Source organism: Massilia orientalis (assembly GCF_030411975.2).
In the GTDB taxonomy this organism is placed as follows: Bacteria; Pseudomonadota; Gammaproteobacteria; order Burkholderiales; family Burkholderiaceae_D; genus Telluria; species Telluria orientalis.
The window spans coordinates 248,587-265,153 of sequence record NZ_JASNRB020000001.1; the positions used below are offsets into that span (position 1 = coordinate 248,587).

Genomic DNA, 16,567 nt, shown 5'->3' on the forward strand with positions numbered 1-16,567 from the left:
CAGGTTGCGAAAAACTTCCGGAGGAGCGGGCGGGCCGGCTCCTCCCCGTACGCCCTGCTTAGAAGTCGTAGCGCACGCGCACGCCGACGGTACGCGGCGGCTGGAACTGGATCGTGTTCACCTGGCCCGTGTAGTTGTGCTGCGCGTTCGCCAGCACCACACGGTCGGTCAGGTTGTTGGCATAGCCCTGGACTTCCCAGTTGCTGCCCTCGCGACGGTATTTCAGCAGCGCATTCACCGTGGTGTACGATCCCTGGCGCTCGTCCGGATTGTTGAACACGGAGTAGAAATACTCGGACGAATACTTGGCCGACAGGCGCGCCGTCATCTCGCCGCCGGCGACGTCGAAGCTGCGCTGCACGCCCGCCGTCAGCACGAACGTCGGGGCGTTCGGCAAGCGGTGGCCGCCGATGTTATGCGGCTGGGCCGGGCTCGCGCCGTCGCTGACGATGATGCCTTCGCCGAACTTCGTATTCAGCAGCGTGGCATTGACGTCGAAGCGCGCGACGTCGGGCACCGTTGCCACCAGTTCCGTCTCCAGGCCCTTGATGGTGGCCTTGCCGACGTTGAACACGCCGGTGCCGCTGCTCAGTGCGTCGGAAGCCTGCGATGCCTGGTAGTTCTGGTAGTCCATGTAGAACAGCGAGGCGTTGAACTTGAGCTGGCGGTTCCAGAACATGTTCTTGCTGCCGACTTCGAACGACTTGACCGTCTCGGCCGCATAGGGCAACGACGCCGCACTGCCGTTCGAGTTGAAGCCGCCCGACTTGTAGCCGGTCGCGTATTTCGTGTACAGGAAGTTCTGCGGCGTGAGCGTATAGTCCAGGCCCACCTGCCAGGTCGGCTTCGATTCCTCCACGTGGCCGTCACCCGGCACGGTGAAGGCCGGCACCGGGATGAACGGGCTGGCCAGCGCGCCCAGCAGCAGGCGCGACTGCCCCACACGATCCTTCTCGTCGCGCGAGTAGCGGGCGCCGACGGTCAGTTTCAAGTCCGGCGTCACGTTCCAGCCCACCTGCGAGAACAGGCCCTGGGTCTTGGTGCGGATGACGTAGTCGAACTTGATGCCGTAGGTATTCGAGAAATCGATGGGAATGCCCGGGTCCATCGCCAGGTTGCGCACGCCGCTGTCGATCAGGTTCCGTTCCGTGAAGTAGAAATAGCCGGCCTGCGCGGTGACACGGCCCTTCAGCGGCGTCGAGATGCGGATCTCGTGGTTGCGCGTGTCCGGCTGCTCGCTCTGGATGAACTGGCGCGTGGCCGGATAGGCGGGGCCGGTGGCGTCGGTACTGTGGTGGTACTCCTGCGAGTCGTAGCCGCCGGCGTACGTCAGCGTCAGGTCCCACGGCAGGCGGTCGTAGCTGAATTCCCAGCGGGTGCGGTGGCCGTCGATCTTGGTCAGGACCGGCGCGTAGCCGGGGAATGTCTTGGCATCGCCGATCGGCGCCATCGAACCGAGGGCCATGGTCTTGGCGACGTCGCCGATCGCATCGGTCTTGTCCTTCTGGTACGACAGCAATCCCTGGAAACCGGCGAACGGCTGGAACGCCACCTGCAGGCGCCCCGACTTGTTGCCCTCGTCGTCGCCGCGGAAGTTCACCCCCGTCACGTTGCGATAGCCGGTATGGTGGCGTTCGACGCCGGAGAAGCGCAGCTGCACCTTGTCGCTCACCGGCACGTTGACGGCGCCTTCCAGGTTGACGGTGTTGTAGTTGCCGATGTCCGCGCTCACGTAGCCGCCGAAGTCCTCGCGCGGCTTGGCGGTGATGATATTGATCAGGCCGCCCGTCGAGTTACGTCCGAACAGGGTACCTTGCGGACCTTTCAGCACCTCGATACGCTCGATGTCGTACATCGACGACGCGATGCCGAACGAACGGTTGGTGAAGAAGCCGTCGCGGCCGATCGGCACGGCCGGGTCGCCGGTCTCGGTGGTGTCGGTCGACGCGATGCCGCGCACCGCGACGTAGGCGGCGCCGTTGTTGCTGGTGACGTTGACGCTGGAGTCGATGGCCTGCAGTGCCTGCACGTTGCTCACGCCGGCGTCGGCCAATGCCGCGCCGTTGTAGACGTTCAGCGCCACCGCCGTGGTTTGGGCATTCGAACGGACGCGGTTCGCGGTCACGACCACGATGTTGGCGTCGGCCTTGGCGGCTGCCTCGGCCTTCTTGCCGTCCGCCGGAACGGCGTCGGCGGGTTGTGGCGCGACCTGGGCGAAGGCCGTGTTGGCGGACATCAGCAGAGCGCCGCTGGCCAGCAGGCATTCCAGGATTCGTTTGTATTGCATTGTCATCTCCAATTGCGTCCCGGCGGGACAGCGTTTCTCGTTATATGGCGCCGTTCGGACGTCATCGAACCGGAGCTCGATGACACGGCAGCGAAGAGTTTGTGTAAAGAAGCATATCCGCAGGCAAGTCTCTCGGCTCGTGATTTTATTTATAGGTGCTATCCAAAGCGTGAATGCCCGGATGCGCTTCCCGGACGGCCCGGCCTGTGATATAGGCAAGTGGCCACAGGGACGACGCCATTTGCACGATTGGCCGACCCATCAGCCGGACGAATGGTCAGGTATCGGGAATCAGGCCTGGGTTGGGTCGGCGGCGCGTCCCTATAATGGTCCACCCTTACCCTCGACCTCCGGACATGCGCCTCAAGACCCTCAGCCTGTTGCTCGCCTCCCTGTACGCTGCCCTCCCCTGTGCTGCCGCACCTGCCACGCCGCTTGCCGCCGGCTTCGTCACGCCGCCCGACGCGGCGCGCCCGCGCACCTGGTGGCACTGGATGGACGGTAACGTCAGCGCGGACGGCATCCGGCAGGATCTCGCATGGATGAAGCGCGTCGGCCTGGGTGGCCTGCAACAGATCGATGCCAGCCTGCAGACGCCCCAGGTAATACCGGAGCGCGTCGTGTACGGCAGTGCGGCCTGGCAGGCGAACCTGCGCCTGGCGGCCGCCGAGGCGGAGCGGCTCGGCCTGGAATTCGGCATCGCCAGCTCGCCGGGCTGGAGCCTGACCGGCGGCCCGTGGGTGCAGCCGGAACAGGCAATGAAAAAGGTCGTGTGGAGCGAGACCACGGTCGATGGCGGCGCCGCGCCGCGGCTGCCGGCGCCACCGGCGGTCGCCGGGCCATTCCAGGACTTGGCCGGCGCACACGCGGCGCCCGCATGGTACCGCGACATAGCGGTACTGGCGTTGCCGGCCGAGGCGCGCGCGCCGGTCGCGCAGCGCGTGCGCACACGCACGGGCGAGGACGTCGCCGGACCGCTGTCCGATGGGCGCCTTGCCGACCCGGTACAACTGGCACTTGGCGCGGACGGCTTCACCTGGATCGATCTCGACTACGGACAGGCGACCTCGTTCCGCGCCGTGACCCTCGCGCTGCCGGCGCCGCACGGCTTCGGCGCGCCGCCGTTGCCGGAAGTCGTCCTGCAGGCGAGCGAGGATGGCGATACGTACACCGACGTCGCGCCCGTCCCGCTCTCGACCGCGCCGCGCCAGACCGTGAATTTCTCCCCGCGCACCGCGCGCTGGTGGCGCGTGCTGCTCAAGGCCAGCGCCGAGGGCGGCGCCCCGCCGGCGGCGCCGGGCGTGCTGCTGCCGCCGTTCGGCCAGCCGGCGCGCAGCTTTCCCGTGTCCGAAGTGGCGCTGCACACGGCGCCGCGCGTGCACCGGGTGGAAGAAAAAGCCGGCTTCGCGGCGGCCCGCGACTACTACGCGCTCGACACCCCGGCGGACGCAAGCGGCGTGCCGCAGGGCGGCGTCATCGACCTGACGTCGCGGCTGCGCCCGGACGGCAGCTTGGACTGGACCGCACCGCCGGGACGCTGGACGGTGTTGCGTTTTGGCTACAGCCTGACCGGGAAGGAAAACGCGCCGGCACCCGTCGAGGGCACCGGCCTCGAAGTCGACAAGCTGAACGCCAGCCACGTGGCCGGCTACATGGACACCTATCTCGGGCAGGTGCGTGCGGCGGTCGGCCCGGGGTTGCTGGGGCACCACGGCGTGCGCGCGCTTCTGAACGACAGCATCGAATCGGGGTTCCAGAACTGGACCGACGGCATGCAGGACGCCTTCGCCGCACGGCGCGGCTACTCGCCGCTCCCATGGCTGCCGGTGCTGACGGGGCGGATCGTCGGCGACGCCGCGTCCAGCGACCGCTTCCTGTGGGACCTGCGCCGCACGATCGCCGACCTGTACGCGGACGGGCACTATGCGACGGTGGCGCGCAACGCACATGCCGCCGGCCTCACCGTGTACGGCGAGGCACTGGAAGACAACCGACCCCAGCTGGGCGACGACCCGGACATGCGCGCCCACGCCGACATCCCGATGGGCGCGATGTGGACCGTGCCCCCCGGCGGGCAACCGCGTCCGACGTTCGTCGCCGACCTGCAGGGTGCCGCCTCGGTGGCGCACGTCCGCGGCGGCAACCTGGTGGCGGCCGAATCGATGACCGCGTTCGGCCAGCCCTGGGCCTTCGCCCCGCGCGACCTGAAGAAGACCGCCGACATCGAGTTCGCGCTCGGCGTCAACCGCATCGTCGTCCACACCTCCGCACACCAGCCGCAGGATGGGGTCACGCCCGGCATGGCGCTGGCGCCCTTCCTCGGCCAGTACTTCTCGCGTCACGAGACCTGGGCCGAGACGGCGCGGCCGTGGATCGACTACCTGGCGCGCACCTCGTTCCTGCTGCAGCGGGGCCGCAACGTCGCCGACGTGGCCTACTTCTACGGCGAGGACGCGCCGGTCACCGGCCTGTTCGGCGCTGCGCCGAACCGCGACGTCCCGACCGGCTACGGCTTCGACTACGTCAATCCGGACATCCTGATGCACCAGCTGCACGTGGCGGACGGCCGGCTCGTCGCCCGCGGCGGGGCGCAGTACCGCGTGCTCTACCTCGGCGGATCGAGCGGCCGCATGACGCTGGCGACGCTGCGCCGGATCGCGGCCCTCGTGGACGCGGGCGCGACCGTGATCGGGCGGCGCCCGGCCGGGTCGCCCAGCCTGGCCGACGCGCCCGCCGCGTTCGCGCGCATGGCGGACCGGTTGTGGGGCCCCGCCGGCAGCGCGCCGGCCACGCGCCGCGTGGGACGCGGCACGGTCGACGGCACCGGAGACCTGCACGCGGGCCTGGCCCGCATCGGCATGCGGCCGGCGCTACGGCTGGACGGAGACGCCGACGGCGTGATGACGATCCAGCGCCACACCCCGACCCACGAACTGTACTTCGTCGCGAACACCGGCGAGGCACCGCGCACGCTCGACGCCCTGTTTCGCGACGGTCGCGGCGCGCCCGAGATCTGGCATCCGGACAGTGCCTGCCTGGCCGCGGCCGGCCATGTGCGCGCGCCGGGCGGCACGCGCGTGCCGCTGCGCCTCGACGCCGGCGAATCGGTGTTCGTCGTCTTTCCGCGCGCCGGCGCCACGCCGGGCCGGCAGGACGGCCCCGCGGTCCTGGCGCCGTGGCAGCCGCTGGACGGCCCCTGGGAGCTTGCGTTCGAAGCCGGCCGCGGCGCACCCGGGGGCGTGCTCGCACTCGACCGGCTCACGCCGTGGAATACGAGCGATATCCCGGGCGTACGCTATTTCTCGGGAACGGCGACCTATCGCAAGACCTTCCGCGTGGACGGCCCGCTGCCGGCGCGGACAATCCTCGACCTGGGCGACGTGCGCGACCTGGCCCGGGTGACGCTGAACGGCCAGCCGCTCGGCATCGCCTGGAAACCGCCCTACCGCTTCGACCTGCGCGGCAGGCTGCTGCCTGGCGCGAACCGGCTCGACATCGAAGTCACCAATCTGTGGGTTAATCGCCTGGTCGGGGATGCGCAGCCCGGTGCCGTCAAGGTCACCGGGGCAAGCGGCATCTACGCGGCGGACGCACCGTTGCGGGCATCCGGGATGATGGGTCCCGTCCAGCTGCTGTCCGCGCCGGCGTCCGGCTGCGTGGACGGCGTCGCGCGGTAGCCGTCATGCGCCTCGGCCGGCGCGGCATCGCGCAGCAGCGCACGCAGCCATACGTGGGCCGCGTCGTGCTGGGTGGACGGGTGCCACTGCATGCATTCCACGATCCCGGGGATCGCCAGCGGCGGCTCGACGACGCGGACCGGATAGTGGCGCGCCAGTTGCACCGCCAGTCGGTGCGGGAGCGTGGCGATGCGCCGGGTGCCGACCACGAATTGCGGCAACATGTTGAAGGTGGCGCACACGACTTCGATGCGGCGCGACAGGCCGACGCTCTTGAAATGGGTCTCCTCGAACGCGACCTGCCGGTGCGAGCCGAAGGACGTGGCCACGTGGCCGAGGCGCAGGTAGTCGCTCTCGGTCAGGCGCGCACCCACGTCCGCATTGCCGCTCCAGACGATGCAGCTGAAGCGGTCCGCGAACAGCGCCTCGGAAGGATATGTGCGCGCCAGATAGCGCTCGGGCATCAGCAGGAGGTCGATCTCCCCGCGTTCCATCTGGACCATGGCATGTTCGTGAGGCTGCAGGATCTCCAGCGTCACACCCGGCGCCACGGCACCGATCCGGGCGCTCAGTGCCGCCAGCACGACCGAGCCGACGTAGTCCGACGCCACCACGCGGAAATGGCGGCAGGCGACGTCGGGCCGGAAGTCGGCCGCCGTTTCCACGGTCCGCTCGATTTTCAGGAGGATGTCGCGCACGGGTTCCATCAGCGACAGCGCCAATGGCGTCGGCACCATGCGGCGGCCGGACTGCACGAGCAGCTCGTCGCCGAAGTAGTCGCGCAAACGCGCCAGGATGCCGCTCGCGGCCGACTGGCTCAGGCACAGGCGCCGCGCCGCCCGTGTGATATTGCATTCGGCCAGCAGCACGTCCAGCCCGATCAGGAGGTTCAGGTCGAGGCGGTTGAACCGCATGCTCTGGACGTTCATGGCAGGAGCGTCAGCGGGCGGCACGCTGCGGATGCGGCACGACGGGGCCGTCCACCAGGCCCAGCGCCCATTCGATGGCCAGCGTGTACATCCTCACGACGTCCGGATCCTTCCAGGCTTCGCGGGTGTGGCCCAGCGTGGACGCGAATACCCGCCCATTTCCATAGATCTTGACCCAGGCGACCGGTAGATCCCCATCCGGCGGCGCTTCATCGCCGACGTCGCTCACCGTCGTGTCGTCGATACGCAGCAGCACGTCGATATCGGATCTCGACCAGTTGCGCAGCGTATACAACTCGTCCTGCTTGACGAACCGCCGGGGCAGCAGGCGCGTCGCGGCGAACTCGCCGCCTTCGTTCAGCAGCGTGAAAGCATGGATCGGCTGCTCGACCGTGTTGTAGGGATGGCCAACCTGCTCCGCGCCGACCATGTCGATATAGTCGCGCCACCCGTGGTTGGCATCGATCCCGGCGTGCATGACGACGAGGCCCTTGCCCGCGCGGACGAATTCCAGCAGCGCGCGTTTCTGTCCGGGGTCCAGCTCCCATTCGCCGTCCGCGCTCGCGACGACGACGGCATCGAAGTCGCGCAGACCTTTCGGCTGGAAGCCGGCATTCATCGGCGTCCCGCCCGTGTCGCGAACGAGCGTGAAGTCGGTGCGCAGCTCGGCATCCCACTCGCCTGTGGCCTCGCCCCAGGCGAACACGCCGGCCATTGCCGCCGGAATCGAATCGTGCTGGAATTTACGGGCGCCGCCGAGCACCAGCACATGCTTTTTCGACGGCGTGCGCGGACCCGTCTTCAGGTGCGCAAAGTAGTGCTCGATCGATTCACCCGGCGCGGGGCCGGGGCCCGGCAACCTGACCACTGACGGGCCGGCCCAGGAGCCCTTGAATACCCCCGACGCTGTCGCAGGCGCCGGCTCGCATGCCGCGCGGAGCGGCACCAGCAGCAGGCAGACACCAATCATCCGGGTCAGCGGCGTCGGCATCATCGTCACGACCGATACTCAGAAAAAGGGGTGAGTGTTGCGCGCGGTTGCCTTCGGATCGATGACCTGGAAGGCGTCCCAATGCTCGACGATCTTGCCGTCCTTCAGCCGGAACTGCTCGAAGACGGCCGCGCCCATGCCGTTGCCCAGGCTGCCGCGGAAATGAACGGTGGCCATATCGCCGTCGACGACGACATGCTTGACATCGAAGTGCGCGGCCGGATTGTTGAGCAGCCCTTCCACCTCCGCGATGGCCGCGTCGCGGCCGTCCGCGATGTTCGGATTGTGCTGCACGAGGTCCGGCACCGCATATGCCTCATAGGCCTTGCGCACCTGCTTATCGCCGTACGCAGTATCGACAAAGGCACGCATGACGGCGCGGTTGGCATCGGTCGGATCGGCGGCGTGGGCGCTGGCGGCGGACATCGCCGCGGCGACGAGCGCCGCGCTGGACAACCATCGTGTTTGCATTGTGATCGCTTTCTCAGTGGAGGATCCGGTGGGCCGGAAGCCGGTTCAGCGGGGGCGCAAGAGTTTGATGCGCACCATGCCAAGGCTGTCCGACGGGAGGATGTTAAGGCGCTCGTCGCCGTTCAGGACACGTCCCGCGACCCAGCGTCCGTCGAGGTAACGGCCTTCCTCGACACGTGCGAGTTCGATCGGCTGGTCCGGCTGGCCTTTCGCTGCGAAAGTGAGCTCGAGGTCCTTGCCGACGGCCAGGAACTCGTCGGGACCGAGTTGGAGAAGCAGACCGGTCGGGCGAATATCGGTCAGCTCCGGGGCACCCCAGCCATTGTTCTGAGGCTTGCGTTCCGGAACCGGAGCTGGCGCGGGAACCCCCATGTCGAGGAGCATCTTGTGCAAAGCTTCCCGCTGTCCGCGTACGGTGACGGTGTAGTCGCCGACATCGGCGCTCTGCCGTTCGCCCGCCGCAAGGGCCCAGCCATGGACGGTGCCCGCCGCCTGGGCCTGTGTCAGGTGCGCCAACATCGGCTTCAGCAACGCGTAGGTCTCGGCAAGCTGGTTGCCCGGCAAGCCGTCTTCGATGCCGAACGGCGAGAACCCGATCGCCTGGTGGCGGCCCAGGGCTTCGAACAGGTTGCCGACAATGAAACGCGACTCGGGAATGAACAGCGGATTCGACGGTTGGCGGTAGGCCGCGGTCCAGCCGCTGAAATCGTCGACGTAGATGTCGGGCGCGAGGAAGTCGAGGTGAGGCGCACCGGCACGCCAGACGTCGAACACGCGCGGAACCGGCCCGCCCGACGGGTAGGTGCCGGCGACGTCTCCCTCCTTTTGCGGTCCAAGCCAGGCATTCGTGTACATCGGCAACGGCAGCTTGGTCTTTCCCGCAGCGGCGACGGTGTCGACGAATCGGCTGACGGTCCAGGCCATGAACACCTCCTCCGCCTGCCAGCCGCCGCCGAACACCTCGGCCCAGGTGCCGCCGCGCTTGCTGCCGTGGCTGCGCCACAGTGCGTCGAGCGTTGGAGCGAGATGACCCTTGTTCTTTTCCAGATAGTCCAGCAGTGCTTCCGGAACAGGCGCATTCCAGGCCGCTTCCGCGGCCGAAGAACGGTCGCGACTGTCGCCGAGCAGTCCGGTCTCATTTTCGACCTGAATCGCGATGACCGTATGTTGGGGATCGGTCGCGGCAAGGTGCGCGGTCAGGCGCGTGAAGGCCGCCGCATCGGCCGTCGCGATCGCGTCGCCGAACAGGCTGATCGGCTTATCCCCCTGCGCGAACGGGAGCGTAGAAGGACGCGTGACGGCGCGCGGAAAACGTTTGAGGTCGGCGCGCACCCACTCCGGGGCATAGGTCGACTTGGCGTTCTTGATCGTGCCGAACCACAGCAGCACGAGCCGCATGCCGTTCTTGCGTGCCAGACGAATCTGGTCGTCGACCAGGGTGAAATCAAAACGGCCTTCCTCGGGTTCCAGGAGTTCCCAATAGACCGGCGTGACGACGGTATTCAGGTGCATCTTCCTGAGTTTGTCGAACAGGGGCCCCAGGTCCGTTCTGCTCGACACGCTCGAATTGTGGACCTCGCCGCCGAGGGCAATCCACGGCTTGCCGTCGACGATGAGCTGGATTGCCTGACCGCGCGTCTCCAGCCGCGGCAGCAGCGCTGATGGTTCGCGGGCGGCGGCCTGCATCGTCGTGCCAAGCAGTGCCGCGCCTGCCAGCAGGGCAGCCAGTTTTTTTCGATAACGCATGTCTATATTCTTCATGATTCAATGTTGGGACGACTCGGTTCATGCTCGCCGCCATCACGACAGTTCCCGACCCACTCGACCCAGATGCACAGCGGATTGGCGCGTGACACTACTACGGCGCAGAAGGTGGCGACGCCGCCCAGCAGGACTGTGATCTGAAGCGCCGTGTTTGATTCAACGACAGTCAGGAGCGTCAGCATGGTGTCTAGACACCGGCGTGCGGACGCGCCAGACGCCCGGCGCGCATGCGCAGCAGGCCGGCCCCGATGGCGCAGGCCGCCGAGATCAACCCGAAGGCCAGGAACGCGCCCTGCAAATTGCCGACCGAGCCGCGCATCAGATTGACGACCGCAGGCGACAGGAACTGGGCCGCGAAGAACGAGCTCGCCCACCAGCCCATGCCGCGGCCGCGGTGCTCGAACGAGAACTTGCTTTGGGCCCAGGCGATCAGCGCAGGGACGATGATCCCGTTGGCCAGCTGCTGGATGAACGCGAACGCAAGCGCGACCTGGTAGTTCGGCGCCAGGCCGATGCCGGACAGGCCGATCGCATAGCCGAGGAAGACGAGGCCGATCTGGGCCCCGGCGCCGTAGCGCGTGGTCAGCTTGAACCCGATCGCCCCCAGCGGCACGCCGATGCTCGGAATGGCCATGGACAGGCCGATCTTTTGCGGATCGGCGACGCCCAGGTCCTTCAGCAGCACGGAGAAGTTGATGACCTGGACATAGTAAATCGTCGACAGCAGAATGGTCACGCCCGCGACCATGAAGGCGATCGCGTACGGGAACGGCGACACCGCGCTGGCCTGCCCCGTTTGCCCCTGCCTGCGGCGCGGTTCGGGCTCGAACAGGTACGCCAGGCTGGCCAGCAGGATCGGCAACGCGACGGCATACACGAGGAACGGCCACTGCCACCCATGCGCCGCCAGGAAGCCCGAGCTGGCGATGGTCAGGGTGCCGAGCACGGACCCGACCACGCCCTGCAGCATCAGCCAGCGGTGGCGCGCCTCTTCTTCGAAATAGTCGGCCAGCAGCGTGTTCACGACGGTCAGCACACCAGCTTCGCCGATGCCGATCACGACGCGCCCTGCCACCACGGCCCAGAAGTTGTCGATCGCAAACGGGACCAGGCCGCCGGCGGCGTAGAAGGCCATCGACCACAGAAGTAGCGGGCGACGCCCGAAACGGTCCGCGATCGCGCCGGCGCCCGGTGCCAGCAGGGCAATGCAGGCGCTTGGTGCGGTGATCAGGAGGGGCACCATCAAGGCCGGGTTCGGCACGTCGCGGAAGTGGCCGAGCAGCGTGGGCAACGTCGGTGCGAGTGCGATGATCGCCATCACCGGCAGGAAGCCGGAGATCACGAGGATCCAGCCCTGGCGCCAGTCGGCCTCGCGTTTAACGGTAGGGACGGCCGAAGCAGGCCGCGTCGAAGTGCTGCGCATCGTGTAAGTCTCCTTGTCATTGCCGCGGCGAAGCGCCGCCCCTGTCTTGCGCAGGCTGCAGAACTAGAATTATCATAATTATTTTTGGCGGTTTCCCCAAGCAAAATATGATGGGCCGCCGCTGATTCGCTGAATAGCTGCTATCGACGCGCCGGATACCCGACCGGCGCTGTCGCAAGTCAGCGTGCCGGGACGAACTGCAGGTAGGCGAGCATCATGTCGCTCAGGTCTTCCAGCATGTCGTTCCAGCGGCTGGCGTCGCCCAGGCCGCCAACGCTGTCCAGGCCGAGAAAGCGCGCCTGGGACGCGTAGATCAGCGTCATACTCGCTTCGATCGCACGTGCCGGTTTCGGGTGGCGTATCTCGCCTCCGCACGCCTCGACCAGGCGGCTGAACTTGGCGTGGTTTTCCTGCGCCGACTTGCGCCCGGCCGCCGCGATCACCTCATCGGCGGAACTGCGCAGCATGAAGGAGCGCAGGACGGCGGCGTTTTCCTTGAGCAGCCGCCCGAGCCCGGCGACGACGGCGGGAACGACTTCGGCAAGGCCATGCGCGCTGGTGGCGATCCGCTGCGCCTCGTCGGTGAACTCCTCGCCGAGGCGCGCCAGGAATTGCACCTGGACCGCCCGCAGCAGCTCATCCTTGCCGGTGACGCGGCCGTACAGCGCGCCGGTGGACACGCCCGCCCGCTGGCAGATTTCGGCTAGCGTGATCTGGTCGTACGGACGCTCTCGCAACGACTCGATGGTCGCCTCGATGATGCGTTCGAACGATTGGCGGCTGCGCCCCTGCTTGGGTGCGCGCGCGTGGGAAGTGGCGCTCTGCATGGATGTCGACGTGCTGAAGGAATGACAGGATTCTAACGGAATCCCGTCCGGGAGCGGAAAATTCAAAACGACAATTCCGGTTTTTTATTCCTTCGCGCAAACACGCTGGACGGATTCACGACCTGCTCCGCCAGCAGCTTCATGCTCGCCGCCACCTGGGCGTCCAGGCACTGCCCCTGCGCGTCGAACAGCTTCACGCCGGCCGTGTTCAGGGTCACGCCCAGCGGCGTCGGCCAGCCGCGCAGCGCGTGCACGATGGAGCGCATGGCGCCGAGGGTCGTGTTGCAGCCTTGCCAGCCGGCCGCCGTGACGATGCAGCCGACCGGCATGCCGTCCAGGTATACGCGCTCGTCGGCGCGCAGGTCTTCCAGCAGGTCGATGGCGTTCTTGACCAGACCGGACACGCCGCCGTGGTAGCCCGGCGACGCGAAGATGACGGCGTCGGCGCGGCGCACCGCCTCGACGATGGCGCGCTGCGCCGGGCTGCGTTCGCGCTGTTCGGGCGAGAACACGTCGAGCGTGCTGAGGGCTTCGCCGCCGAACAGCTGCGTCTCGGCGCCGAGTTCTTCGGCGTACTGCAGCGCCGTGCGCAGCGCGCTTTCCGTGCTGGAGCCGGGGCGGGTCGTGCCGCCGATGCCGACGATGAACGGGCGGTCCTGCTCGGCGAGGTGTTTGTCGATGGCATTCATGGTTGTCTCCTAAGGGGTACGGCTATCAGTTGGGGTTCACTTGCAGCGCAAACGGCAGGTCGGCGCTGGACCGGCCCACGAGCAGGTCGACAGGGCCGGTCAGGTCGGCCCAGCCGCCCTGCCACACCTGCAAGCGGCGGCGCTCGATGGCGATGCGCACCGTGCGCGCTGCGCCCGGTTCGAGATGGACTTTGTCGAATCCGACGAGCGTCAGTTCGGGCGCCGTGCGGTACACCTGCACGACTTCCGCGCCGGCGCGCGTGCCGGTATTGCGCACGGCGACGCTCACGGTCCAGCCGTCCGCGCCGTCCGGCTCGACGGTGGCGCCGTCCAGCGCGAACGTCGTGTAGCCGAAGCCGGCCCCGAATGCCTGGCGCGGGGCGATGCCGCGCGCGGCCAGGCCGCGGTAGCCGACCCGCGTGCCTTCGCTGTAAGGCAGGTCGCCGTTCGCATCCGGCTGCAGCGACAGCGCCGGGTAGTCGGCATCGTCGCAGGCGATGGTGACGGGCATGCGGCCGCCCGGCTCGCGGTCGCCCGCCAGCACCTGCGCCAGCGCGCGGCCGAATTCCTCGCCCGGGTACCAGCAATGCAGCACGGCCTTCGCCTGGCACTCCCAGCGCGTATCGAACGCGTGGCCCACATTGGTGACGACGACCGTGTCCGGGTTCGCGGCGCATACCCGTTCGATCAGTTCGACCTGTTCGGCCGGCAGGCGCGTGTCGACGCGGTCCTTGCTTTCGACGCTGGCGTCCGACGTCTCGCCGACGACCAGCACGACGGCATCCGCCGCACGGGCCGCCGCGACGGCGCGGGCCATCATCGCCTCGTTGCTGTCCGGGCCGCGCACGCCGTACCACAGGCCCTGGCAGCGCGCTGGCGAGTAGCGCAGCTCGGCGACGACCGTCACGACCTGACCGGCGCGCAGGTCGACCGTGATGCTGTCGGCATCGCCGCTTTTCAGACGGCCCATCACGTCGCCGGGCGCCAGCTGGTCGTCGCGCCGGAACACTTCCACGCCATCGACGACGAGGCGCAGCGCGCCCGTGCCGCCGATGTAAAACCGGTACGGGCCGTCGGCGGTGGCCGTGACGACGCCGCTCGCCCGCGTCGCCGCGGTCTGCTGCAGCGCGCCGGCCGCATGCACGCCGTGGAACCACGTCAGCGAGTTCGTGTCGCGCGTTTCGGAGAGGAGCGGGCTGCCTGCGCAGTCGGGATTGTCGAAGTAGTCGAGCGTCATGCCACGCGTGCAGCCGTCGACGTCACGCGCGGGACGCGCGGGCATGCGCGGCAGCTTCGGCTGCGGATCGACGCCCGGCTCGTACACGACGATCGCATCGCCGAAGCGGGCACGCAGCGCGTCCAGCGGCAGCAGCGCGTCCGGCCGCACGGCGATCTTGGCGAACGTGCCGCCCTGGAAGCACGGCGCGCTCGCGTTCGGGCCGAGCACGGCGATGCGCGGGTAGCGCGCGGGGTCCAGCGGCAGGATGGCGTCGTCGTTGCGCACGAGCGTGAAGCCGGCGGCGGCCGCTTCCACGAGCAGCCCGCTGGCCTCCGCGGCGGGCAGCGGCGCGCCCTTGTCCCGCCCGAATCGGCGCGCCGTCCGCGCCACGCGTTCGGCCGCGTCGCGCACACGTTCCAGGTCGACCTGCCCTTCCACCACCGCGCCCGCGCTCTTCGCACCGAGGAAGCGTGCGGGCCCGGGCATCTCGAGGTCCAGGCCGCCGTTCAGCGACGGCACCGTCGAATGCGTGCCGAACCAGTCGCTCATGAACACGCCGTCGAATATCCACTCGCCTTTCGCGACGTCGCGCACGATCTGCCCGGCTTCCGCGCACCAGGCGCCATTCACCTTGTTGTACGCCGTGAGCATCCCCGCGCAGCCGGCCTGCGCGGCCATCTCGAATGGCGCCAGGTACACTTCGCGCAGGGTGCGCTCGTCGACGACGGCGTTCATGGAATCGCGCGCCGTCTCGCTGTCGTTGCACACAAGGTGTTTTGCGACCGCGCCCGTGCCGACGGACTGGCAGCCCTGGATCCACGCGCCGCCGAGGCGGCCGCACAGCAGCGGGTCTTCGGAAAAATATTCGAACGCGCGCCCAGCCAGCGGGCTGCGCGCGAGGTTCAGGTTCGGCGCGAGCATCAGGTCCACCTTGCGGCGGATCGCCTCGCCGCCGACGAGGCGCCCGACCCGCTGCACGAGTTCCCTGTCCCAGCTGGCGCCCAGTGCGACGGGCGCGGGCGTCAGCAACGACACATCGCGCTCGTCCACGCGCGGGCCGGCCACGCCCATCGGGCCGTCCGCCATCGCGAGCGACGGGATGCCGGCGTGCGGGATGGCGGCCGTGGACCACATGGAGGCGCCGGCCGTGAGGCTCGCCATCTCGTCCAGGGTCAAGGTCGTTTCGCTCATTGGAATGCCGGGATCACGTGTTGGGCCAGCAGGCGCAGGGTCTGGTCCGCGTACGCGAGGCGCTGCTCGGTGAGCGGGCCGGTGACGGTGCCGCACAGGATGTTGCCGATGCCGACTTGCTGGTACGCGCGCAGCTTGTCGATGACGGTGGCCGGGCTGCCGTACAGGCACCACGTGGCCATCCATTCTTCCGTCAGCGCGCTGCCGGTGCGGTCGGTCTTCTTGTTCGCGTCGTCGCTTTCCGCCTTGGCATTGAATGCGGCTTCGCGGTCGACCGCTTCCTGGTACGACGTCAGGATTTCCAGCACTTCCTTTCGCGCCTGTTCGTCAGTCTCGGCCAGGTGGACGCACTGGTAGCTGTGCGTCGTCCACGACAGCGCATCCTTGACGGTCTCACTGGAGTGTCCGGCGGCCAGCAGCTGCTCGTGGTATTTGCCGAAGTATTTCTTCACGTGCGTCAGAGGTTCCAGGCCGCCGATCTGCGGCGGCGTGAACGCGGGGATGAACGCGGGCCAGCCGTTGGCGGCGGCGCGCGTGATGCTCGCGTCCTTCATCGCCACCGGCATCAGGCGCGCATGTTTTTCACCGTACGGGCTCGGGGCGATACGCTGCAGCACGCGGCCCTTGTGGAAGCCTTCCAGCTCGATCGCGTCGTCTTCCATGCGCTTGTTCCACAGCGCTTCCGCGGCGGCCAGGTTTTCCTCGGCGATGCGGCCGGCGTCCTTGTAGTTCACGCCGAAGCCGATCATCTCTTCCGGCGTCGTACCGGAACCCACGCCCACCAGCAGCTTGCCTTTCGTGAGGTGGTCGAGGATGTTGATGCGCTCGACGAAACGGACCGGATGATGCAGCGGCACCGTCGTAACGGAGAAGCCGAAGTGCATGGCGGGCAGCTTCGCGGCCAGGTACGAGGCGAACATGTAGCTGTCGCTGGCAATCGCCATGTAGCCGTTGAAGTGGTGGTCCGGCAGGAAGATCGCATCGAAACCGAGCTCGCCCGCCAGCAGGGCGTGCCGCTCCAGGTCGACGATCAGTTGGCGGTCGGCGTCCGGCGTCATGGTGCGGGCGTTGAGGAAGACGGAAAAACGCATACAAGTCC

At 68.0% G+C, this 16,567-nt stretch carries 12 protein-coding genes; 1 reads left to right on the forward strand and 11 read right to left on the reverse strand.

The features are described from left to right. Positions 1-58: 58 nt before the first annotated feature. Complete coding sequence (locus QPK29_RS01045) at positions 59-2,287, reverse strand: TonB-dependent receptor (protein ID WP_371769350.1); 2,229 nt, start codon at positions 2,285-2,287, stop codon at positions 59-61. A gap of 356 nt (positions 2,288-2,643) precedes the next feature. Between QPK29_RS01045 and QPK29_RS01050 the strand changes: the two genes are divergently transcribed. Further along, positions 2,644-5,964, forward strand: a complete 3,321-nt coding sequence (locus tag QPK29_RS01050; RefSeq protein WP_371769351.1) for a glycosyl hydrolase — start codon at positions 2,644-2,646, stop codon at positions 5,962-5,964. Here the strand turns inward: QPK29_RS01050 and QPK29_RS01055 are convergent. The 10 genes from QPK29_RS01055 to QPK29_RS01100 form a co-directional block, all read right to left on the reverse strand. Then, positions 5,865-6,893, reverse strand: a complete 1,029-nt coding sequence (locus QPK29_RS01055; RefSeq protein WP_371769352.1) for a LysR family transcriptional regulator — start codon at positions 6,891-6,893, stop codon at positions 5,865-5,867. The genes QPK29_RS01050 and QPK29_RS01055 overlap by 100 nt on opposite strands. Positions 6,894-6,903: 10 nt before the next feature. Further along, the gene (locus tag QPK29_RS01060) at positions 6,904-7,887 is read right to left on the reverse strand and encodes a ThuA domain-containing protein (RefSeq protein WP_371769505.1); all 984 of its coding nucleotides are present in this window, start codon (positions 7,885-7,887) and stop codon (positions 6,904-6,906) included. A 15-nt stretch (positions 7,888-7,902) separates the two neighbouring features. Then, complete coding sequence (locus QPK29_RS01065) at positions 7,903-8,355, reverse strand: nuclear transport factor 2 family protein (protein ID WP_371769353.1); 453 nt, start codon at positions 8,353-8,355, stop codon at positions 7,903-7,905. A 45-nt stretch (positions 8,356-8,400) separates the two neighbouring features. Continuing rightward, positions 8,401-10,101 (reverse strand): GH35 family beta-galactosidase, encoded by a 1,701-nt coding sequence (locus QPK29_RS01070; protein ID WP_371769354.1) that lies wholly within the window; start codon positions 10,099-10,101, stop codon positions 8,401-8,403. An 11-nt stretch (positions 10,102-10,112) separates the two neighbouring features. After that, positions 10,113-10,301 carry a hypothetical protein gene (locus QPK29_RS01075; RefSeq protein ID WP_400189710.1) on the reverse strand — a complete coding sequence of 63 codons (189 nt, stop codon included), beginning with the start codon at positions 10,299-10,301 and terminating at the stop codon, positions 10,113-10,115. A gap of 5 nt (positions 10,302-10,306) precedes the next feature. Beyond that, positions 10,307-11,542 (reverse strand): MFS transporter, encoded by a 1,236-nt coding sequence (locus QPK29_RS01080; protein WP_371769355.1) that lies wholly within the window; start codon positions 11,540-11,542, stop codon positions 10,307-10,309. A gap of 179 nt (positions 11,543-11,721) precedes the next feature. Further along, on the reverse strand, positions 11,722-12,369 hold the full coding sequence (locus QPK29_RS01085) for a TetR/AcrR family transcriptional regulator (RefSeq protein WP_371769356.1): 648 nt from the start codon (positions 12,367-12,369) through the stop codon (positions 11,722-11,724). 62 nt (positions 12,370-12,431) lie between these two features. Further along, complete coding sequence (locus QPK29_RS01090) at positions 12,432-13,058, reverse strand: NADPH-dependent FMN reductase (protein WP_371769357.1); 627 nt, start codon at positions 13,056-13,058, stop codon at positions 12,432-12,434. Positions 13,059-13,083: 25 nt separating this feature from the next. Further along, positions 13,084-15,468: a beta-glucosidase gene (locus tag QPK29_RS01095; protein ID WP_371769358.1), complete on the reverse strand. Its 2,385-nt coding sequence runs from the start codon at positions 15,466-15,468 to the stop codon at positions 13,084-13,086. Further along, the gene (locus QPK29_RS01100; RefSeq protein WP_371769359.1) at positions 15,465-16,559 is read right to left on the reverse strand and encodes an LLM class flavin-dependent oxidoreductase; all 1,095 of its coding nucleotides are present in this window, start codon (positions 16,557-16,559) and stop codon (positions 15,465-15,467) included. Before QPK29_RS01100 ends, QPK29_RS01095 begins: the two co-directional genes overlap by 4 nt. Between the last annotated feature and the right edge of the window lie 8 nt (positions 16,560-16,567).